This is a genomic window from Bradyrhizobium daqingense (genome assembly GCF_021044685.1).
Classification (GTDB): Bacteria; Pseudomonadota; Alphaproteobacteria; order Rhizobiales; family Xanthobacteraceae; genus Bradyrhizobium; species Bradyrhizobium daqingense.
In genome coordinates this window covers 6,637,311-6,658,799 of record NZ_CP088014.1, presented here as the reverse complement: position 1 = coordinate 6,658,799, position 21,489 = coordinate 6,637,311, and the positions used below count along the sequence as shown (strand labels likewise).

The following is a 21,489-nucleotide window of genomic DNA, read 5'->3' as shown; positions in this document are numbered from 1 at the left end:
GCCGCCGGCATCGGTATCAGACGGCCATTGGCGAGGCCTAGAGAGGGCGCGATGGCGGACGAAGGAAGCACTACGGCAGATGCGGCGGACGTCGTCGCGCGCCTGAAGCGGCGCATGACCGACGAGGCGCTGCCGCTGTGGTCGACGGTCGGCTGGGATCACGCCACCGGCGGTTTCATCGACCGGCTGCACCGCGACGGCACAGCTGACGCCGCCGCGCCGCGGCGCGTGTTCGTGCAGGCGCGCCAGATCTGGTGCTACGCCAAGGCCGCGCAGATGGGCTGGTACCCTGAAGGGCGCGCCATCGCGCTCAAGGGGCTGGAGCACCTGCTGGCGAGAGCAAAGGCGCCCGATGGCCGGCCCGGCTACGTGCACCGGCTGACCCCGGACGGGGCGGTACTGGACGGCCGGCGCGACGCCTACGACCACGCCTTCATCCTGTTTGCGCTCGCGAGCGTCTATGCGCTCGACCAGGATGCCCAGGTTCGCGCCGAGATCGACGCGCTGCTCGCCTTCCTCGATGGCCATCTGCGCTCGCCGCATGGTGGCGTCCATGAAGGCCTTCCGGTCTCGCTGCCGCGCCGGCAGAACCCGCATATGCATCTGTTCGAGGCGATGATCGCGTGCTTCGAGGCGACGCACGATCTGTCGTTCCAGAACCGTGCCGGCGAATTCTTCGCGCTGTTCCTCGCCAACCTCTATGACAAGCGGAAATGCGTGCTCGGCGAATATTTCGAGGAGGATTGGTCGAAGATCGAGCCGGTCAGCGTCGAACCCGGTCACCAGGCGGAATGGGTGTGGCTTCTGAAAGGCTTTGAACGCATCACGGGGTGTCCGACCGGACAGCGGCGCGCCGAGTTGCTGGCGACCTCCGTGCGCTACCGCGACGAGGCCACGGGCTGCCTGATCGACGAGGGGGATGACGCCGGCAACATTCGGCGCAACACGCGCCGGCTGTGGCCGCAGACCGAGATCGCGAAGGCGTGGACCGCGCAGGCCGAGTCCGGCGAGGCGGGCGCGGCGGATGAGGCGCGTGCGGCGCTGATGAGACTGGAACGACATTATCTCAACCATCCCGTGAAGGGCGGCTGGTACGATCAGTTCGACCGCGACGGGAAATCGCTGGTCGACACCATTCCTGCGTCGTCGTTCTATCATGTTCTCTGCGCGGTCACGGAAGCGGAGCAGGTGCTAGGCTAGGCTCAATGTGGATCACAGCCAGCGCTTGCGCCGCTTGAAGCTCTTGAGGTTCTTGAAGCTCTTGCGCTGGTCGCCGGCGCCGCCGAGATAGAATTCCTTGACGTCCTCGTTGTCGCGCAGCTCGTCGGCGGTGCCGTCGAGCACCACCTTGCCTTGCTCCATGATGTAGCCGTGGCTCGCCACCGAGAGCGCGGCGCGTGCGTTCTGCTCGACCAGCAAAATGGTGACACCGAGGTCGCGATTGATCTTCTGGATGATCGAGAACACCTCTTTCACCAGCAGCGGCGACAGACCCATGGACGGCTCGTCCATCAGGATCATCTTCGGGCGCGCCATGAGCGCGCGGCCGATCGCAAGCATCTGCTGCTCGCCGCCCGAGAGATAACCGGCGAGGCCGGTGCGTTCCTTCAGGCGCGGGAAGTAGTTGAAGACCATGTCGAGATCGGCATCGACCTCGCGATCCCTCCGGGTGAAGGCGCCGAGCCTCAGGTTCTCCAGCGAGGTCATGTCGGCGACGATGCGTCGGCCCTCCATCACCTGGAAGATGCCGCGGCGCACGATCTTGTCGGGGTCGATGCCGTTGATGCGGTCGCCCTCGAACAGGATCTCGCCGCGCGTGACCTCGCCGTCCTCGGTCTTGAGCAGCCCCGAGATCGCCTTCAGCGTCGTCGACTTGCCGGCGCCGTTGGCCCCGAGCAGCGCCACGATAGCGCCCTTGGGCACGTCGAGGCTGAGGCCGCGCAGCACCAGGATGACGTCGTCATAGACGACCTCGATGTTGCGCACGCTGAGGAGGGGCGGCGCGGGGACGACGGCCGGCTTGGCGTGGGTAGCTTCGAAGGTGTCGGTCATGTCGTCTTCCATTCAATCCGTCATTCCGGGGCGGCTGCAGGACCGAACCCGGAATCTCGAGGTTCCGGGTTCGATGCATTTGCATCGCCCCGGAACGACGAAGTGATCAGCTCACCAGCCCAGCAATTCGGGTTTGCGCGGCAACTCCACGGTCTTGACCTTCTCGAGCTTGATCGTGCCCTTGGACATGAGGTCGTTGAGGTCGCCGTCGGTCGCGCCCGAGACCTTGGTGCGATAGAGATCGACCTTCAGCGTGCCGCGATGGTCCTTCTCGGTCCAGGTCGAGGCATTGCAGACGCCTTCCATCCCGGCCGGCACCCAGTCCTTCTTCTGGTGGAAGCCCTTGGCGACGTTCTCGCCGGTGGCGCCACCGTTCTTGGCGGCCCATTCGATCGCCTCTTTCATGTAGAGCGACGAACAGACGGCGGCGATGTAGTGCACCGGGCGATAGACCTTGCCGGTGGGGTCGGACATCTTCGAGATCTCCATCACCGTCTTCATGCCGGGTGCATCGCCGCCCCAGCTCACCGCGGTGCGCAGCGGGAAGATCACGCCGTTGGCGGCATCTCCGGCCGTCTTGGCGGCGTTCTCGTCCATGCCCCAGACATTGCCGAGGAACTGGACCTCGACCCCGGCAGTCTTGCAGGCCTTCATCACCGAAATGTTGGAGGCCGCGGTGTTGCCGAGATAGGCGTAATTGGCACCGGAGGATTTCAGGCTCAGGCACTGTGCGCTGTAGTCGCCCGGCGCGAGCGCGAACACCAACGGCGGCAGCACTTCGAAGCCGAGCTCCTGTGCCATGGCTTCGCCGGCGGCCTTCGGCGCGTTCGGGTAAGGATGGTTGGCGCCCATGTGCACGAACTTGGGCTTGCCGGACTTGCCTTTGGCCTTCCAGTCCTCGGCCGCCCACATCAGCATCGCGCGCAGCGCGTCGGAATAGCTCGGGCCATAGAAGAAATTGTAAGGCGCAGGCTTGGCCTTGCCGCTGACGCCTTCGGGATCGGTGAGGGCGGCGGCGTAAGAGCCGGACATGTCCGGAATCTTGTCCTGGGCGAGGAAGCCAGTCAGCGCCTCGGTGTCCGCGGTGCCCCAGCCCATGATCGCGGCGACCTTGCTGTCCGGCGCCGACCACTTCTTGTACAGCGCGATGGCGCGCGGCACCTGATAGCCGTAATCGTTGGTATCGACGTTGAGCTGCTTGCCGCCGACGCCGCCGTTCTTGTTGACCCAGGCGAAAGTGTCGGCGACGGCCTGCCCATAAGGCGTGCCGACGTCGGAGGTGCCGCCGGAATAATCGGCGAGATGCCCGATCGCGATCTGGGCTTGCGCGCCGGCCGAAAATGCGGCGATCGCGATCGTGAGCGATGCGGTGCTCAAAAGGGACTTCATCGTCATGGGTCGGTTCCTCCTGTTTATTGTTTAAGTGAAGTTTCCGCGCTCAATGCGAGAACGGGTAGAGTTTCCAATAGGCTTTGATCTGTCGCCAACGATGCGCGAGGCCATCGGGCTCGAACATCAGGAACGCGATGATGATCACCCCGATCGCGATTTCGCGCAGGAAGGTGATGTTGTTGTTGAGCGACAGCGCCTTGTCGATCGCGCCGCCCTTGAGATAGTGGCTGACGAACTCCATCGCCTCGGGCAGCAGCACCACGAAGGCGGTACCCATCAGCGTGCCCATGATCGAGCCGGTACCGCCGATGATGATCATGGCCAGGAACAGGATCGAGCGCTCGATGCCGAAACCTTCCTGCGAGACCACGAGCTGATAATGCGCGTAGAGCGCGCCGGCGATGCCGGCGAAGAAGGCGGCAAGCCCGAACGACAACGTACGGTATTTGGTGAGGTTGATGCCCATGATCTCGGCGGAGAGATAATGGTCGCGGATCGCCACCAGCGCGCGGCCGTCGCGCGTGCGCATCAGATTGGTGACGAGGACGTAGCTCGCCAGCACATAGGCCAGCACGACGTAGAAATACTGCCTGTCGCCGCGCAGCGTGAAGCCGAAGATCGAGAACGGATTGGCGCTGGCCGGCACCGAGCCGCCTGTGAACCACTCCGCGCGGGAGAAGAAGTCGAGCAGGATGTATTGCGCCGCCAGCGTCGCGATGACGAGATAGAGCCCCTTCAGCCGCGCCGCCGGTATCCCGAAGATCAGACCGACCAGCGCAGTGACGATGCCGGCGAGCGGGATCGCGAAGAACACCGGGATCGGCGCGTTGTTTGAGATATAGGCCGAGGTGAAGGCGCCGAGCAGGAAGAACGCGGCGTGCCCGATCGAGATCTGGCCGGTGAAGCCGACCAGGATGTTCAGCCCGAGCGCCGCGATCGAGAAGATGCCGATCTGGATCAGGATGCTCAGCCAGTAGCCGCTGAAGAATTGCGGCGCGAGGCACAGCAGCAGCACGCCGGCGATCGCAAAATTGCGGCTGGTCGTGGTCGGGAAGATCGTGGTGTCCGCGGCGTACGTGGTGCGGAAATCACCAGCGGGGATGAGGGCAGGGCCGGCCATGGATCAAATCCGCTCGATGTCGTGGGTGCCGAATAGCCCGTAGGGCTTGATCATCAGCACGATGATGAGGACGTAGAACGGCGCGATCTCGTAGAGATTGCCCCAGTGCAGATACTCGCTGTCGACATATTGCGCGACGTTCTCGAGCAGCCCGATGATGATGCCACCCAGCACGGCGCCGCCGACGGAGTCGAGCCCGCCGAGAATCGCCGCCGGAAACACCTTGATGCCGTAAGCGGCAAGGCCCGAGGACACGCCGTTCACGACCGCGACGACGACGCCGGCGACGGCCGAGACCGTAGCCGAGATGGCCCAGGCCATCGCGAACACGCTTTTCACGGAAATGCCGAGCGACTGCGCGACCTGCTGATTGAACGCCGTGGCGCGCATCGCAAGGCCGTATTTGGACGCGCGGAAGAACCAGGCCATGCCGATCATCATCGCGACCGATACCACGAGGCTCATGACATAGACGGTCTGGATCTGGAGGCCGAACAGGTCGACCGACTGGCTCTCGAACACGCGGGGGAACGGCTGCGGGTTGACGCCGAACATCCATTTCAGCGTCGCCTGGAGCACGGTGGAGAGGCCGATCGTCACCATGATCACCGAGATGATGGGTTCGCCGATCATCGGCCGCAGGATCAGGACCTGGACGGCGATGCCGAACACGAACATGAACACCAGCGTGATCGGCATGCCGATCCAGAACGGCACCTGGTATTTCGCGAGCAAGGCCCAGCACACCCAGGCGCCGACCAGCAGCAATTCACCTTGCGCGAAATTGACGACCTGCGTCGCCTTGTAGATCAGCACAAACGACATCGCGACCACGCCATAGAGCGTGCCGACCACGAGGCCGTTGACCAGGAGCTGGAAGAGGAAGGCGGTGTTCATGTCGGTTGACCCAGCTCGTCATTGCCAGGCTTGACCCGGCAATCCATCGATGCGGAAGGAAGCTTGTTCGGAAGAGGATGGATGCGCGGGTCGAGCCCACGCATGACGATGACTTTGTTCATTCCGCCGCCTCAGCCATGTGCCCGTGTTCGCGCAGATCGACCACGCGCAGCGTCGTGCGGACGCGCTGGGTGGTGCCGTCCTGGAAGCGGATCACGGTGTCGACGGGGATGTCGGCATCGCCGCGGTAGATCGCGTCGATGATCCCGGCGTATTTCTCGTTGATGACGCTGCGGCGCACTTTGCGGGTGCGGGTGAGCTCGCCGTCGTCGGCATCGAGCTCCTTGTAGAGCAGCAGGAAGCGCGAGATGCGCTGCGCCGGCGGCAGCGTGGCGTTGACGGTCTCGACCTCCTTCCGGAGCAGCGCATAGACCTCGGGCCGCGAGGCGAGGTCGCTGTAGGTGGTGAAGGAGAGGCGGTTCTTCTCCGCCCATTTCGAAATGATGGAGTAGCGGATGCAGATCATCGCCGCGAGCGCGTCGCGGCCGGCACCCAACACCACAGCTTCGGCGATGTAGGGCGAGAATTTCAGCTTGTTTTCGATGAATTGCGGCGAGAAGCGCTCGCCGCGCGAGGTCTCGGCGAGGTCCTTGATGCGGTCGATGACGACGAGCTGGCGGTTCTCGTTGAAGTAGCCGGCGTCGCCCGACAACATCCAGCCGTCCTTGATGTCGGCGACGCTGGCCTCGGGGTTCTTGTAGTAGCCGAGGAACATGTTGGGATGCCGCACCACGATCTCGCCGACGCCGTGAACATCGGCATTGTCGATCCGGATCTCGACGCTGTCTGCCATCGGCACGCCTGTCGTATCGGGATCGACCTTGCCCTCGGGATGCAGCGTGTAGGCGCCGAGCAATTCGGTCTGGCCGTAGAGCGTGCGCAGCGGCACCCCCATCGCCTGAAAGAACTTGAAGGTCTCAGGGCCGAGCGCCGCGCCGCCGGTCGCGGCCGAGCGTAGGCGGGTGAAGCCGAGCCGGTCGCGCAGCGCGCGGAACAGGATGGCGTCGGCAAAGCCGGAGCGCTTGCCCTCTGCGAGCGCGGCCAGACCCGACTTCATGCCGATGTCGAACAGGCGCTGCTTGAAGGGCGTCGCGTCCATCACCTTGGCGCGGACATCGGCGGCGATCGATTCCCAGACACGCGGCGCGAACAGCACGAAGGTCGGCGCGATCTCGCGCAGATCGTTCATCATCGTATCAGGCTCTTCGACGAAGTTGATCTTCATCCGGCAGAGCAGGCCTTTGCCGAGCACGTAGACCTGTTCCATGATCCAGGGCAGCGGCAGCACCGAGACATATTCGTCGTCGGGCCCCTTGGGATCGAAGGCGAGATAGGTCGCGCAATGGCCGAGCACGCGGCCGGCGGCGAGCATCGCAAGCTTGGGATGAGAGGTGGTACCCGAGGTCGTGCAGAGAATCGCGACATCCTCGCCCTTGGTCGCGTCGACAAGGCGATCGTAAAGCTCCGGCTCCCGCGTGGCCCGCGCCCGGCCGAGCTCGGCGAATTTCTCCGCCGACATCAGCCTGGGATCGTCGTATTTCCGCATGCCGCGCGGATCGGAATAGATGATGTGCTTCAGCTTCGGCACGCGCTCGGCAAGCGCGAGCAGCTTGTCGACCTGCTCCTCGTCCTCGGCGAAGACGAGTTGAGCCTCGCCATAGGTCAGGAGATAGGAGGCTTCTTCATCCAGTACGTCGCGATAGAGACCAAGGCTGAGGCCGCCGATCGCATGTGTCGCGATTTCCGCCGCGACCCAGTCCGGCCGGTTGTCGCCGATGATGCCGATGACGTCGCCGCGGCCAAGACCGAGCTCGACGAGCCCGAGTGCGAAATCGCGTACCCGCCTCTGATAGTCGTTCCAGGTGAAGATGCGCCAGAGCCCGAGATCCTTCTCGCGCAGCGCGATCTCGCTGCCATGCTCCTGGGCGTTGAGCCGGAGCATCTTGGGATAGGTGTCGGCCTGCGCGACGCGCCCTGCATAATCCATCATGCCGCGCTCTCCTGCGCGGGTGAGGCATCGTCCGGATCGACCAGTACCTCGTCTTCCTCACCAAGATAGGCGCGCTTGACGTGGGGATCGGCGAGGACGGCGGCGGGATCGCCCTCGGCGATCTTCTTGCCGAAATCCAGCACCATGACGCGATGGGAGATGTCCATCACCACGCCCATGTCGTGCTCGATCATCACCACGGTCATCCCGAACTCCTCGTTGAGATCGACGATGTAGCGGGCCATATCCTCCTTCTCCTCGAAGTTCATGCCGGCCATCGGCTCGTCGAGGAGGATGAGGCGCGGCTCCAGGGCCATGGCGCGGGCGAGTTCCACGCGCTTGCGCAGGCCGTAAGAGAGGGTGCCGGCGGTGGCTTTGCGCACCGACTGCAGATCGAGGAAATCGATGATCTCCTCGACCTTGCGGCGGTGCTCGAGTTCCTCCTTGCGGGCGCCGGTGAGCCAGTACAGCGAGCCCGTGAGGAAATTGTTCTTCAGGAGGTGATGGCGGCCGACCATGATGTTGTCGAGCACGCTCATATGGTGGAACAGCGCCAGGTTCTGGAAGGTGCGGCCGATGCCGAGCGAGGCGCGGGCATTCGGCGTCAGGCCGGTGATGTCGCGGCCCTGGTAGAACAGCTGGCCTTCGGTCGGCTTGTAGCGACCGGAAATACAGTTCACGATCGAGGTCTTGCCGGCGCCGTTGGGCCCGATGATCGAGAACAGCTCGCCTTCCCGGATAGCGAAGCCGACATCGGTCAGCGCACGGACGCCACCGAATCGCAAGGACACGCCGCGCACTTCGAGACTGGTAGCCACCAAACAAATCCCTCCCGGTGATGGCGCATTCATCGGCGCTCTTCATCCGTTGTTTTCGGGCGATCCTAGTACGGTCGTGCCAGTGAGGCCATGCAGCCATTGGTCTCGACCGGCCCCGCGCCGCCTTCGATCCCGTCAGGGATCAAACGCCGCATCGCCCAAGGTGGCTCTCAATACGGGAAAGCGCTATTTTGAAATGTCTTCGGCCTGACAATTCGGCGACAAAGTTTTTCGGGCGGGCGCGGCGTCCATCTTTCGTCGGATGGACCGCTGAGATGAGATGTTGCAGTGCAACAGAAGGGTGGAGTGACGAAACGGTGCGGCTGGCTTCGAGATCATGATTTCAGAGGATCATCTGAAGCGCGTCGCCGCCTGGTCGCGCGAGCTCACGCAGGCCGAGATCGAGGTCGCACGCGGCGGAATCACCGAGCGGTCCTACGGCACCGGCGAGACCGTGTTCATGCGTGGCGATACCTTCGACTATTGGGCCGGCATGGTCAGCGGCCTCGCCCGGATGGGCGGGGTCTCACGCGACGGCAAGGAGACGAGTCTGGCCGGGTTGACGGCGGGAGCCTGGTTCGGCGAAGGCAGCGTGCTGAAGAACGAGCCGCGGCGCTATGACGTGGTCGCGCTACGCGGCAGCCGGGTCGCGCTGATGGAACGCAGCGCCTTCATGTGGCTGTTCGAGAACAGCGTCGGCTTCAACCGCTTTCTGGTCCGCCAGCTCAACGAGCGGCTCGGCCAGTTCATCGGCATGCTCGAGGTCAACCGCACGCTGGATGCCACCGCGCGCCTCGCCCGCAGCATCGCTTCACTGTTCAACCCGATCCTCTATCCCGAATCGACCGCGCATCTGGAGATCACCCAGGAGGAGATCGGCGCGCTCTCCGGCATGTCCCGCCAGAATGCCAATCGCGCGCTGAACCGGCTGGAGAAAGAGGGACTGCTGCGGCTCGAATATGGCGGCGTCACCATCCTCGATATCGAGCGGCTGCGCGGGTACGGGGATTAGGCCCCGTCACCGCGCGTTTGCGGGGGCATGCTCCGGCCAGAGGTCGGCGCGCCAGCGGATCGCGATCGCCAGCATCGCGATGATCCCTAAGGCGGCATAGAGCGAGCCGGTCGCGGAATAGCCGATGATGTCGATCAGGCTGCCGGCCGCGAGCAGTCCCAGCGGCAGGCCATAGATTACCATCATGCGCACGCCCATGACGCGGCCGCGCAGATGCGCGCTCGCCGTCCGCATCAGGATCACGGCGGCCGAGATCATCGACATGCTCTGCGCGATCCCGGCGAGGACCAGGCAGGCCATCGCCACCGGCATGGTCCTGACCTCCACGAAGACCAGCAGCATGGCGTACCAGGCCAGCGTCGCGCCGATCAGAAGCCGGGCAATGCGCAGCCCGCTGACGAGACTGAGCGTGACGGAGCCGATCAGCGAGCCGACGGCGAAGCTCGCCGACAGATAGCCGAGGCCGGTCTGGTCGGTCAGAAAGATGTCGCGCGCGATGTAGGGCAGCAAGCCGCCGGTAAACGGAAACGCGGTGAGGTTGGCCAGAAAGGCGACGCAGAGCGCCGCGCGCATGCCCGGACCGTTCCAGGCGTAGACGATCCCTTCCTTGAGGTCGCCGAACAACCGCGAAATGGCATGGCTGTTCGCCGGAAGATCGCTCGTGGTCACGGTCCTTTTCGGCCGGGTCAGGCAGAGCATGAGAAGCGCGGCCACAAAATAAAGGCACGCGATCGCGACATAGACGAGGCCGATGCCGAGCACGGCGAACAGTCCGGCGCCCGTCAACGCCCCGGCGATGCGAGCACTGTCCTGGGTGGTGCGCCCGACACTGATGGCTCCGACCAGTTGTTCGGGCGGCATGATCTCGGCAAGCAACGCGCCCCGCACGCCGAGATCCGAAGGACGGATGAGGCCCATGATCGCGACGATGATCATGACGCTGAGCGGAGACAAATGACCGGTCAGCGCCAGCACCATGATGGTCGACGACAGCACGGTGTAGGCGAGCCGCATCACGACCAGCAGGTCGCGATGACCGATGCGATCGCCGATCATGCCGAAGACGGGCGCCACCAGCGTTCCGACGAACTGGAGCGATGCAAGCACGGTGAGCAGCAGCACCGAGCCGGTCTCGACCAGGATGTACCAGCCGAGCACCAGCGTCTCGACCTCAAACGCCCAGGAGGTGAGCAGGTCGGACGGCCACTGGAAGCGATAGTTGCGGATGCGGAATGGCGCGAGCGCCGACGACCGCGCCACTCCACTCACGTCGTGTTGACGCGTGTCACGGCGATTCCTTCTTTTGTTTCTTCTTCTGCGCGAACCTAGCGCCGGCGGTGCCCGTGTCAATCGAAGCTGCCGCATGCCGCCATGCACGGCGGATACCGCATGTCGGACTGGCGCAGGTGCGACAGGGCTCGCCATGATGCTCGCGTCCCGACGCATGATGCGGTCACATAGTTTTCATCTTGCTGTGGCCGGTAAGCGCGGCGGGGTCGGGGAGCGGAGCGATAAAGCATGTGGGTAGGTTGGCAGAGGTTTGCCGCGCGGCTTCTGGGTTCCCTGATACTCGTGAGTGTCCTCAGCTCGCAGGTCGGGGCTGGGCCGCAGGACATGCTGACGTTGATGCAGCGCATCACGTCGCTCGCGAAGGAGGGCCGCTACGGCGAGGCCATCGGGCTTGCACGAAAGCTCGTCGCCGAGTCCGAGAAGCCCGCTGACGGCAACCACGCTGGTCGTGCTCGGCCAGGCGCTCCAGGCGCAAGGCGAGACGACGGAGGCCGAAGCCGTGCTGAGGCGCGCACTTGCGATTCGCGAAAAGAGCCTCGGGCCCAATCATCCCGATGTCGCCGCCGTGCTCGGCACGCTCGGCCAGATCGAGCTCGGCCTGAACCGGTTGAGCGAGGCCGAGCGGGACATGTCGCGCGCCATCGCCATCGACGAGCGCGTGCTCGGCCCCGACCATCTCACGACGGCGCTGGCGCGCATGCAGCTCGGCAACCTCCGTCACCGCCAGATGAGGCAGACCGAGGCGCTCGACCTGTTCAGCCGCGCCCTCGCGGTCTTCAGGAAGTCGCCGGGACAGGCCGACATCATGATCCCGGTGACGCTGAACAACATCGCGGAGGTCAATCGCGCGCAGGGCCGGTTGCCCGAGGCTGAGGCGAGTTTCGCCGAAGCGCTCGCGCTTCAGGAGAAGCAGCACGGCCCGGACAGTCTCTATCTGACCGCCACGCTGAACAATCTCGGCGAGCTCCGGCGCGCGCAGGGGCGGCTTCAGGACGCCGAGCAATTGGCGCGCCGGGCTCTGGCCATCAGGGAAAAGTCGCTCGGGCCGGATCATCCCGACGTGGCCGCGAGCCTGAACAATCTCGCTTTGGTGTTTTCGCGCGAGGGCCGGGATGCCGAGGCCGAGGGGCTGCTGACACGCGCCCTCGCAATTCAGGAAAAGACTTATGGAGCTGCGCATCCGAACGTGGCGACTGCGCTGAACAATCTCGCGGAGGCCTGGACCCATCTCGGTCGCAAGCAGGAGGCCGAGCAGCTCTTGCGTAAATCGCTGACCATTCGCGAGAAGGCGGTCGGTCCTGTTCATCTCGACGTTGCCATCGCGCTCGACAATCTGGTGACGCTGATGGGCGACGGCGATCGCTACGCCGAGGCTGAACCTTTCGCGCGAAGGTCCCTCGCCATCCGCGAAGCTGCGCTCGGCCAATCTCATCCGCTGGTCGCGAACAGCCTCAACAATCTGGCTGTCGTTCTCGACAGCACTGGCCGGGCGCAGGAGGCCGAGCCGCTGCTGCGACGCGCGCTGGATATCCGTCTGCATGCTCTCGGCGAGCAGCATCCTGATGTCGCCAACAGCTTCGCCAACCTCGGAGCTCACTTTCTCGATTTGAAGGATTGGCAGCACGCGAGCGACGCGTTCGCGCGCGCAGTGGCGATCCAGAACGGCCGTCGTGCCGCAGAGTTCGCCGAGGAGACCCGCAGCGATCTCGGGGCGCCTGAAGACACCAACACGTATCCGGGATTAATCACTGCCGCCTACCATCTCGCGAGCGCCACCGATGGCGGTCCGGCAGGCGCCCTGCGGTCACAGGCGTTCGAAGCGGCGCAGTGGATCGGTGACGAGCAGGCCGCCCGCGCGATCGCCGGGATGTCGGCGCGCGTCGCAGATGGCCGCGGAGATCTCGCCGTCCGCGTCCGCGAGCGGCAGGACCTCGGCGCACAGGCGGTGGCGACCGACAAGGCGCTGGTGGCGGCGATCTCGCAAGCCAACGCTGCGCGCAATCCGGCCGCAGAGCAGGCGCTTCGGCAGCGTGCCGCGGCCATCGCAGCGCAGATCCGGGAACTGGATCGCACGATCGCCACCCAGTTTCCGGACTATGCGGCGCTGGTGACCAAGACTCCGATCGCGATTGAGGACGCCCAGAAGCAGCTCCGTCCCAATGAGGCGATGCTGCTGTTCACGACGACGTCGCGGGCCACCTTCGTCTGGACGGTGACGCGCGCGGATGTGCGCTGGCATGCGGCCGATCTCGGCGAGAAGCAGCTCAACGAGACAATCGGGGCGCTGCGTTGTGGCCTCGACGCGGAGGCATGGCTGGATAAGGCATCCAGCTGTTCCCAGAAGCTCGGCCGCAAGACTGCTCTGGGCGCAGACGAGCCGCTGCCGTTCGATCAGGAGCGCGCCTTTGCGCTTTACCAGGCCTTGCTCGGACCGGTCGTGCGCGACATCGATGGCAAGGAGTTGATCCTGGTGCCGTCAGGCCCACTGGCGACGCTGCCGTTCCAGGTCCTGTTGACGGACAAGCCCGCGGCGGGTGGAGACCTTGCGAAGGCGCCGTGGCTGGTCAAGCGGTTTGCGACGACGGTCTTGCCCTCCGTCTCCAGCCTCAAGGCTCTGCGCCAGGTCGCGCGCAAGAGCGCGGCATCGAAGCCGTTTCTTGGCGTCGGCAATCCCACGCTCGACGGCGATGGCCGCAGCGATGTTTCGATCACACGCGCCAAGCTCGCGCGCCAGATCCAGACCTGCGCCGCCCTTCCGACGCAGGCGACCCAGGTCGCGCAAAGGAGCTTGCGCGCGGTCGACGCGCTGTCGGGCGGCACGGCGGACATTGTGCAGCTCAGGCGCCAGATGCCGCTGCCGGAAACCGCGCTCGAATTGTGTGCGGTGGCCAGCAGCTTCGCACCCGTCAAAGGCGATGTCGTCCTCGCCAATGATGCATCCGAGACGAGGATGAAGACGCTCAGCCAGAGCGGCGATCTCGCAAAATATCGCATTCTGCATTTCGCGACGCATGGCGCGCTCGCGGGGCAGGTGCGTGGCTCGATCGAGCCCGGGCTGATCCTGAGCCCGCCGGCAGCGCCGACACCCGCCGACGACGGCTATCTCTCATCGTCCGAAATATCCGGTCTCAAGCTCGACGCCGACTGGGTGATCCTGTCGGCCTGCAACACGGCCGGCGGTCAGGCAGCCAATTCGGAAGCCTTCTCCGGCCTTGCAAGGGCCTTCTTCTATGCGGGCACGCGCGCACTCCTGGTGTCGCACTGGGCGGTCAACTCCGATGCCGCCGTCGTCATCACCACCGGTGCGATCGATGCCCTCAAGGGACATGCCGATATCGGCCGCGCGGAGGCGCTGCGTCGCTCGATCTCGGCCCTGATTGCGAGGGGCGGCGCGAATGCACAGCCCGGCATCTGGGCGCCGTTCGTGCTCGTGGGCAATGCCGCGATGTAGCGGCAGCGGCTCCCCCTTGGGATCAGCGCGTCGCCGGCTTCCGCTCGGCCAGCGCTGCGGCCATGGCCGAGATCAGCGGGCGCATGAAATAGGCGTCCTCCGGCGGCGAGACGTCCGCGCGCAGACCATGCGTGGCGAGCTCGCCGGAGACTGCCGGGCCGACCGAGGCGATCAGCGTCCGCTCGAGCCCGGCGCGAAGGCGTGCCTCGACGCCATGCGCCTTCGCGGCTTCGACCAGACGGCGAACCTGGCCGAGATTGGTCAGCGCGATGGAATCGATCCGCCCGCCCGCCATGTCGTCGATCGCGGCGACGATGTTGGCGTCCGCCGCCTTGGAATCGTAGACATAGGGCAGCACGGTATCGACCTCAGCACCTTGCGCAGCAAGCGCGCCGGTCAGCGCGCTGTGGTCCTTGTCCGGATAGAGTTGGAGGCCGAGGCGCCGGCCCTTCAGGTCGAGCCCGCCAAGCATTTCGATCACGCCCTCGGTGGTCGGCTTCTCCGTGGTCTGCTGCGCCTCGAGGCCAACCTCCCGCAGCGCCCTGCCGGGCTTCGGGCCCCGGGTGAATTTTCGAGGTTTGGCAAGCGCGGCCACGAGAGCCTGGTCGAGCCCACGCGCGCCCGCGAGCTTCATGATCCGCCGCAGGCCTTCGCCGGTCATCAGCACGAGATCGTCGAACGGCCGTTCGACGGCGCGGCGGATCCAGGCCTCGACGGGGGCCGGGTCCGGCGCGTCCTCGATGGTGAACATCGGGCACTGCACGACCTCGGCGCCCTGCTCGGCGAGGAGCTTCGAGAATTGCGCCTCCTCGCGCGTTTCCAGGATCAGGATGCGGGTGCCGTTCAAGCGGTCGGCCATGGGGGGACTCCCGTGTAAAGTCGCAATGCTACGTTCATCCTGACTCTGCGGGCGGGATTGGCGCAAGGGCAGGGTCGGTGATAGAGCAGGGCGCAAATCGCGGTCGTTCCGCGGCTGTTGCACAAACCTTCATCAAGAGCCAAGCCTGTTCATCACCATGCCCGATCATCAATATGTCCTGACCCTCTCCTGTCCGGATCGCCCGGGCATCGTCTCGGCGGTGTCGACGTTCCTCGCCCATAACGGACAGAATATTCTCGACGCCCAGCAGTTCGACGACGTCGAGACCAAGAAATTCTTCATGCGGGTGGTGTTCACCGCGGCCGACCTCGCCGTGGAACTGTCGGCGCTCCAGACCGGCTTTGCGGCAATCGCCGAACGTTTCGGCATGGAATGGCAGATGCGCGACCGCGCCGCGCATCGCAAGGTGATGTTGCTGGTGTCGAAGTCCGACCATTGCCTGGTCGATATCCTCTATCGCTGGCGCACCGGCGAATTGCCCATGGTCCCCACGGCGATCGTCTCCAATCATCCGCGCGAGGTCTATGCCGGGCTCGATTTCGGCGGCATCCCGTTCCACCATCTGCCCGTGACCAAGGAGACCAAGCGCGAGCAGGAGGGCCAGATCATGGACCTCGTCGGCGACACGAAGACCGATCTCGTGGTGCTCGCCCGCTACATGCAAATCCTGTCCGACGACCTCTCGGCGAAACTGTCGGGCCGCTGCATCAACATCCACCACTCGTTCCTGCCGGGCTTCAAGGGCGCAAAACCCTATCACCAGGCCCATGAGCGCGGCGTCAAGCTGATCGGCGCCACCGCGCATTACGTTACGCGCGACCTCGACGAGGGCCCGATCATCGACCAGGACGTCGAGCGCATCAGCCATCGCGATACGCCGGAAGATCTGGTCCGCAAGGGCCGCGACATCGAGCGCCGCGTGCTCGCCCGCGCGATCCGCTACCATCTCGACGACCGCGTCATCCTCAACGGCCGCAAGACCGTGGTGTTCGTGGATTAGCGAATGGGGAGTGGCGAGTAGCGAGTGGAAAAAGCGCCTTTCTATTCGCTACTCCCTATTCGCCATTCGCCGCTCAGCGCACCGCGCCACCTGACGTAGTCCCCGTCGCCCCCTTCTGCGCCTGCTCTTCCTTTTCGCGATCCGCCGCAGGCATCAACCGCTTGCGCTCGCGCTCCTTCATGTAGGCGTCGTATTGCGGCGTGCCCGGCCGCGGCGGGGCGTCAGCCGGCAGGCCGCCGGCCCATTGCGGAACGTAATCGCCCACGCCGGCCGAGAGCCTTTCGTTGACGGTGCCGCAGCCGGCAAGGCTGGAAGCCAGCAGCGCGACGACGGCAACGATCGAAACTGAGCGGAAACGCATGTGCATCTTCTACGTCGTGCCCAATCGGGCGCGGGGACGGGAGGCCGAACCGGCCAAACTCTAACCCTCAATAGGTAAAATCCGCCTATTCGACGACTTATTCCTTTGTATACAAGAAGGTATTTTGATAGGGGATTCTGACCCTTGATATGGGCTGCACACCTGAATATGTATACATGGCGTATTCAGGTGGGGCGACAGCTAGCTCAGCAATCGGCTTTGTCGTTGACAAGACCATTTTATTTGTACAATCGTACAAATCTCTTTCCGCTGTCGCGATCATGACCGCACTTGCGCCCAATGGTCGCCCAACGTCCGATTGACAACGGGGTTGCAGAGGACGCCATGTGGCCGCACGGCATGGCTTGTCCGCAAGCTGAAGCGCGGCAAGGACCGGGCACGCGGTTCAGGGCAAAAAGTCAGGAATGAAAGGGGAGGGACATCTGATGTTCGTACGCAAGCAATTGTCTTGGGCCGCTGCGGTGGCCGCAATCTCAGGCCTCGCTGCTGTCGCGCCGGCGAAGGCGCAGGACGCCGTCAAAATCGGCCTGATCCTGCCGATGACCGGCGGCCAGGCCTCGACCGGCAAGCAGATCGAGAACGCGATCAAGCTCTACATGCAGCAGAAGGGCGACACCGTTGCCGGCAAGAAGGTCGAGATCATCCTCAAGGACGACGCGGCGATCCCGGACAAGACCAAGACGGCTGCGCAGGAGTTGATCGTCAACGACAAGGTCAATTTCATCGCCGGCTTCGGCGTGACGCCCGCCGCACTCGCGGCCGCCCCGCTGGCAACGCAGGCCAAGATTCCGGAAGTCGTGATGGCGGCCGGCACCTCCATCATCACCGAGCGCTCGCCCTACATCGTGCGCACCAGCTTCACGCTGGCGCAGTCCTCGACCATCATCGGTGACTGGGCCGTCAAGAACGGCATCAAGAAGGTGGCGACGCTGACCTCCGATTACGCGCCGGGCAATGACGCGCTCAACTTCTTCAAGCAGCACTTCACCGCCGGCGGCGGCGAGGTGGTCGAGGAGGTCAAGACGCCGCTCGCCAACCCGGATTTCGCGCCGTTCCTCCAGCGCATGAAGGACGCCAAGCCCGATGCGATCTTCGTGTTCGTGCCGGCCGGCCAGGGCGGCAACTTCATGAAGCAATATGCCGAGCGCGGCCTTGACAAGGCCGGTATCAAGGTGATCGGACCCGGCGACGTCACGGATGACGACCTGCTCAACAACATGGGCGACGCCGTGCTCGGCACCGTCACCGCGCATCTCTACTCGGCGGCGCATCCCTCGCAGATGAACAAGGATTTCGTCGCCGCCTACAAGAAGGCGTTCGGCAACCGTCCGGGCTTCATGGCCGTGGGCGGCTATGACGGCATCCACCTGATCTACGAGGCGCTGAAGAAGACGGGTGGCGACACCAACGGCGACAAGCTGATCGAAGCCATGAAGGGGCAGAAGTGGGAAAGCCCGCGCGGCCCGATCTCGATCGATCCCGAGACCCGCGACATCGTGCAGAACATCTACATCCGCAAGGTCGAGAAGGTCGACGGCGAGCTCTACAATGTCGAGTTCGCGACGTTCGAGGCCGTCAAGGATCTCGGCAAGACCAAGAAGTGACGCGCGAAAGCGCGTCATCCCCGAGCGCGCTTAGCGTGCATCGGGGATCTCATGCCCCTTGCTCCGCGTCATGCCCGGGCTTGACCCGGGCATCCAAGCGGAAGCCTAGACAAGAACGAGGATGGCCGGGACGAGCCCGGCCATGACCGGACAACCCAAGCTGAAACGATGACCGCAATCCTCACCAATTTGTTCGACGGCGTTGCCTACGGCATGCTGCTGTTCGTGCTCGCCTGCGGGCTCGCGGTCACGCTCGGGCTGATGAACTTCGTCAATCTCGCCCATGGCGCTTTCGCGATGGCCGGCGGCTACATCTGCATGGTGCTGGTCAATCGGATGGGCTGGCCGTTCTTCGCCGCGCTGCCGCTCGCCTTCGTCTCCGCGGCGGCCATCGGCATCGCGCTCGAACGCACGCTCTACCGCCATCTCTATGCGCGCAGCCATCTCGACCAGGTTCTGTTCACCATCGGCCTGACCTTCATGTCGGTCGCGGCCGTCGACTACATCCAGGGCTCCTCGCGCGTCTTCATCGATCTGCCGGCCGCGCTCCAGGGCCAGTTCGACGTGTTCGGTGTCGGCATCGGCCGCTACCGGCTGATGATCATCGTGATCTGCGGCCTGCTCACCATCGGTCTCCAATTGGTGCTGGCGAAAACCCGCTTCGGCAGCCGCCTGCGTGCCGCAGTCGATGATCCCCGCGCCGCCAGCGGCCTGGGCATCAACGTGCCGCAGGTGTTCGCCTTCACCTTTGCCTTTGGTTGCGGACTCGCTGGGCTCGGCGGCGCGCTGAGCGCCGAGATCCTCGGCCTCGATCCCTATTTCCCGCTGAAGTTCATGATCTACTTCCTGATCGTGGTCACCGTCGGCGGCTCCTCCTCGATCACCGGGCCGTTCCTGGCCTCCCTGCTGCTCGGCATCGGCGACGTCGCCGGAAAATACTACGTGCCGAAGATGGGACCCTTCGTGATCTACACCATGATGATCGTGATCCTGATCTGGCGCCCGAACGGCCTGTTCGGCCGCACGGCCGCGCGGTGAGTTCGCCGATGAGCGCTGCGTCCGACGTCGGTTATCACGCCCAGCGCCAGGCCCGCTGGCACTGGGGCGAAATCGCCTTCTGGCTGGTCGTGCTGGCGTGCGGTTTCCTGTTTCCCTCCCGATATCTGATCATGACCGACATCCTGCGGCTGGCGCTGTTCACGATGTCGCTCGATCTCATCCTCGGTTATGCCGGCATCGTCTCGCTCGGCCATGCCGCGTTCTTCGGCGTCGGCGCCTATGCTGCGGGCCTACTTGCCTTGCATGGCATCATTAGGGAGCCCGTGCTGGCGCTGATCGTCGCCGGCCTTGCCGCGATGGTGCTCGGCTTTGCCACCAGCTTCCTGGTGATCCGCGGCGTCGATCTCACCCGGCTGATGGTGACGCTCGGCATCGCGCTGCTGCTGGAAGCGCTCGCCGAACGCTTCTCCAACATCACCGGCGGCACAGATGGTTTGCAGGGCATCGAGATGCAGCCGATCTTCGGCGAGATCCCGTTCGACATGTTCGGCAAGGCCGGCTTCTTCTATTCGCTGGCGGTACTGTTTCTGCTCTTCCTGTTCGCCCGCCGCGTCGTGCATTCCCCGTTCGGCCTGTCGCTGCGCGCGATCAAGAACAATCCGCTGCGCGCCGCCGCGATCGGCATTCCGGTCAACCGCCGCCTGATCGCGATCTACACGCTTGCGGCGTTCTATGCCGGCATCGCCGGCGCGCTGTTCACCCAGACCACGGCGATCGCCTCGCTCGACGTGTTCGCGTTCGAACGCTCTGCCGACCTGATGCTGGTGCTGGTCATCGGCGGCACCGGCTATCTCTATGGCGGACTGGTCGGTGCGGTGGTGTTCCGCATGCTTCAGGAATTGTTCTCCACCATCACGCCGCAATACTGGCAGTTCTGGATCGGCCTCGTGCTGGTCCTGATCGTGCTGATCGGCCGTCAGCGCCTGCACCGCTGGGTGCTCTATGTCCCCAACCTGATCATCAAGCAAATTGCCGGGCGCAAGGCCGTCGTCGCCGTGCCGGAGAGCGAGGCATGACCATCGCGCTCGAAACCCAAAATCTCGAAAAGCAGTTCGGCGGGCTGCGCGTCACGCGCGACCTGTCCCTGAAGGTCGAGCAGGGCGCCCGCCACGCGCTGATCGGCCCGAACGGCGCGGGCAAGACCACGGTCATCAACCAGCTCACCGGCGTGCTCAAGCCGAATTCGGGCCGCATCCTGCTCGAAGGCCATGACATCACCGATCTGCCCGTGCACAAGCGCGTGCTGCGTGGCCTGTCGCGCACCTTCCAGATCAACCAGCTCTATCCCGACCTGACCCCGCTCGAGACCATCGGCTTGGCCGTGTCCGAGCGCCTCGGCCATGGCGGCGACTGGTGGCGGCGGATGGGCACGCGCGGCGACGTCAACGGCGAGATCGCCGATTTGCTCGCCCGCTTCCACCTGCTCGACGTCATGAACGAACAGACCGTGACGCTGCCTTACGGCAAGCAGCGCCTGCTCGAGATCGCGGTCGCGATCGCGGCCAAGCCGCGCGTGCTGCTGCTGGACGAGCCTGCGGCCGGCGTGCCCGAGAGCGAGCGCCATGACATTCTCGCCGTCGTAGGCAGCCTGCCGCGCGACGTCACCGTGCTCTTGATCGAGCACGACATGGACCTCGTCTTCTCCTTTGCCGACCGCATCTCGGTGCTGGTCTCGGGCGCGCTGCTCACCGAGGGCCGGCCCGAAGAGGTCGCGCGCGATCCGCAGGTGAAGGCCGTCTATCTCGGCGAGGAGGCGGTCAATGTCTGACCTGCTCGCAATCGATTCACTTCGTGCCGGCTATGGCGAGGCGGTGGTTCTGCCCAACATGTCCTTGCGCCTCACCGAGGGGCAGGTGCTGGCGTTGCTCGGCCGCAATGGCACGGGCAAGACCACGCTGATCAATTCCATTGTCGGTGTCACCCGCCGCTTCTCCGGCTCGGTCGCACTCGCCGGTACCGATATCACCGCGCTACGGCCAGATCAGCGGGCGCGCGCCGGCATCGGTTGGGTGCCGCAGGAGCGCAACATCTTCCGCTCCCTCACGGTGGAAGAGAACATGACTGCCGTGGCGCAACCCGGTCCCTGGACGGTCGAGAAAGTCTACGAGATGTTCCCGCGGCTGAAGGAGCGGCGGAGCAATTTCGGCAACCAGCTTTCCGGCGGCGAACAGCAGATGCTGGCGATCGGCCGCGCGCTGACGCTCAATCCGAAAGTGCTGCTGCTGGATGAACCGATGGAGGGCCTTGCGCCCATCATCGTCGAAGAGCTCTTGAAGGCGATCGGCAGCATCACGCGGGGAGGCGGGATCTGCTCGATCATCGTCGAGCAGAATGCCCAAAAGATTCTGGGGCTCGCCGATCGCGTTGTGATATTGGAGCGCGGAACGATCGTCCACGACGCCCCGAGCGCCGCGCTGAAGGCCGACCCGTCAGTCCTGGAACGCCATCTCGGCGTTGCCGGGGCGGTGGCCCACTAGACTAG

The 21,489-nt window shown here is 64.7% G+C and carries 19 protein-coding genes; 9 read left to right on the top strand and 10 right to left on the bottom strand.

Annotated elements, in window-relative coordinates:
- Positions 1-51 precede the first annotated feature (51 nt).
- On the top strand, positions 52-1,200 hold the full coding sequence (locus tag LPJ38_RS31845) for an AGE family epimerase/isomerase (protein ID WP_167520255.1): 1,149 nt from the start codon (positions 52-54) through the stop codon (positions 1,198-1,200).
- A gap of 12 nt (positions 1,201-1,212) precedes the next feature.
- Here LPJ38_RS31845 and LPJ38_RS31840 read toward each other — a convergent pair whose 3' ends face one another.
- The 7 genes from LPJ38_RS31840 to LPJ38_RS31810 all read right to left on the bottom strand — a co-directional run bounded on the left by LPJ38_RS31840 (position 1,213) and on the right by LPJ38_RS31810 (position 8,362).
- Positions 1,213-2,052, bottom strand: coding sequence for an ABC transporter ATP-binding protein (locus tag LPJ38_RS31840; protein ID WP_145628957.1), 840 nt, complete (start codon positions 2,050-2,052; stop codon positions 1,213-1,215).
- A gap of 111 nt (positions 2,053-2,163) precedes the next feature.
- Positions 2,164-3,447 carry an ABC transporter substrate-binding protein gene (locus tag LPJ38_RS31835; protein ID WP_145628955.1) on the bottom strand — a complete coding sequence of 428 codons (1,284 nt, stop codon included), beginning with the start codon at positions 3,445-3,447 and terminating at the stop codon, positions 2,164-2,166.
- Between the two features lie 43 nt (positions 3,448-3,490).
- Positions 3,491-4,564, bottom strand: a complete 1,074-nt coding sequence (locus tag LPJ38_RS31830; protein ID WP_145628953.1) for a branched-chain amino acid ABC transporter permease — start codon at positions 4,562-4,564, stop codon at positions 3,491-3,493.
- A gap of 3 nt (positions 4,565-4,567) precedes the next feature.
- Positions 4,568-5,461: a branched-chain amino acid ABC transporter permease gene (locus LPJ38_RS31825; protein ID WP_145628951.1), complete on the bottom strand. Its 894-nt coding sequence runs from the start codon at positions 5,459-5,461 to the stop codon at positions 4,568-4,570.
- Entirely contained in the window at positions 5,458-5,583 is a 126-nt protein-coding gene (locus LPJ38_RS31820; protein ID WP_231088460.1) for an ABC transporter, read from the bottom strand. The genes LPJ38_RS31825 and LPJ38_RS31820 overlap by 4 nt, the downstream gene beginning before the upstream one ends.
- Positions 5,580-7,511: a long-chain fatty acid--CoA ligase gene (locus LPJ38_RS31815; protein WP_145628949.1), complete on the bottom strand. Its 1,932-nt coding sequence runs from the start codon at positions 7,509-7,511 to the stop codon at positions 5,580-5,582. Before LPJ38_RS31815 ends, LPJ38_RS31820 begins: the two co-directional genes overlap by 4 nt.
- Positions 7,508-8,362, bottom strand: a complete 855-nt coding sequence (locus LPJ38_RS31810) for an ABC transporter ATP-binding protein (protein WP_404437284.1) — start codon at positions 8,360-8,362, stop codon at positions 7,508-7,510. The genes LPJ38_RS31815 and LPJ38_RS31810 overlap by 4 nt, the downstream gene beginning before the upstream one ends.
- Before the next feature lie 304 nt (positions 8,363-8,666).
- On the opposite strand from LPJ38_RS31810, the gene LPJ38_RS31805 reads away from it, so the two are divergent.
- Complete coding sequence (locus LPJ38_RS31805; protein WP_145628947.1) at positions 8,667-9,341, top strand: Crp/Fnr family transcriptional regulator; 675 nt, start codon at positions 8,667-8,669, stop codon at positions 9,339-9,341.
- A gap of 6 nt (positions 9,342-9,347) precedes the next feature.
- On the opposite strand, the gene LPJ38_RS31800 is transcribed toward LPJ38_RS31805, so the two are convergent.
- A complete protein-coding gene (locus LPJ38_RS31800) occupies positions 9,348-10,610 on the bottom strand; it encodes an MFS transporter (RefSeq protein ID WP_145628945.1) in 1,263 nt (420 codons plus the stop codon).
- A 412-nt stretch (positions 10,611-11,022) separates the two neighbouring features.
- On the opposite strand from LPJ38_RS31800, the gene LPJ38_RS31795 reads away from it, so the two are divergent.
- A complete protein-coding gene (locus LPJ38_RS31795; RefSeq protein WP_145628943.1) occupies positions 11,023-14,082 on the top strand; it encodes a CHAT domain-containing tetratricopeptide repeat protein in 3,060 nt (1,019 codons plus the stop codon).
- 22 nt (positions 14,083-14,104) lie between these two features.
- Here LPJ38_RS31795 and LPJ38_RS31790 read toward each other — a convergent pair whose 3' ends face one another.
- Entirely contained in the window at positions 14,105-14,941 is an 837-nt protein-coding gene (locus tag LPJ38_RS31790) for a uroporphyrinogen-III synthase (protein ID WP_145628941.1), read from the bottom strand.
- Between the two features lie 157 nt (positions 14,942-15,098).
- Here LPJ38_RS31790 and purU point away from each other — a divergent pair, with 157 nt between their 5' ends.
- Positions 15,099-15,962 carry a formyltetrahydrofolate deformylase gene (gene purU / locus LPJ38_RS31785; RefSeq protein WP_145628939.1) on the top strand — a complete coding sequence of 288 codons (864 nt, stop codon included), beginning with the start codon at positions 15,099-15,101 and terminating at the stop codon, positions 15,960-15,962.
- Positions 15,963-16,035: 73 nt separating this feature from the next.
- On the opposite strand, the gene LPJ38_RS31780 is transcribed toward purU, so the two are convergent.
- Positions 16,036-16,329, bottom strand: coding sequence for a hypothetical protein (locus tag LPJ38_RS31780; RefSeq protein ID WP_145628937.1), 294 nt, complete (start codon positions 16,327-16,329; stop codon positions 16,036-16,038).
- 440 nt (positions 16,330-16,769) lie between these two features.
- On the opposite strand from LPJ38_RS31780, the gene LPJ38_RS31775 reads away from it, so the two are divergent.
- The 5 genes from LPJ38_RS31775 (at position 16,770) to LPJ38_RS31755 (ending at position 21,484) form a co-directional block, all read left to right on the top strand.
- The gene (locus tag LPJ38_RS31775) at positions 16,770-17,948 is read left to right on the top strand and encodes an ABC transporter substrate-binding protein (RefSeq protein ID WP_145628935.1); all 1,179 of its coding nucleotides are present in this window, start codon (positions 16,770-16,772) and stop codon (positions 17,946-17,948) included.
- Positions 17,949-18,116: 168 nt separating this feature from the next.
- Entirely contained in the window at positions 18,117-18,986 is an 870-nt protein-coding gene (locus LPJ38_RS31770; protein ID WP_145628933.1) for a branched-chain amino acid ABC transporter permease, read from the top strand.
- A gap of 8 nt (positions 18,987-18,994) precedes the next feature.
- Positions 18,995-20,023 (top strand): branched-chain amino acid ABC transporter permease, encoded by a 1,029-nt coding sequence (locus LPJ38_RS31765; RefSeq protein ID WP_145628931.1) that lies wholly within the window; start codon positions 18,995-18,997, stop codon positions 20,021-20,023.
- Positions 20,020-20,775, top strand: coding sequence for an ABC transporter ATP-binding protein (locus tag LPJ38_RS31760; protein WP_145628928.1), 756 nt, complete (start codon positions 20,020-20,022; stop codon positions 20,773-20,775). The genes LPJ38_RS31765 and LPJ38_RS31760 overlap by 4 nt, the downstream gene beginning before the upstream one ends.
- Positions 20,768-21,484, top strand: a complete 717-nt coding sequence (locus LPJ38_RS31755) for an ABC transporter ATP-binding protein (RefSeq protein ID WP_145628926.1) — start codon at positions 20,768-20,770, stop codon at positions 21,482-21,484. Before LPJ38_RS31760 ends, LPJ38_RS31755 begins: the two co-directional genes overlap by 8 nt.
- Positions 21,485-21,489: the final 5 nt, after the last annotated feature.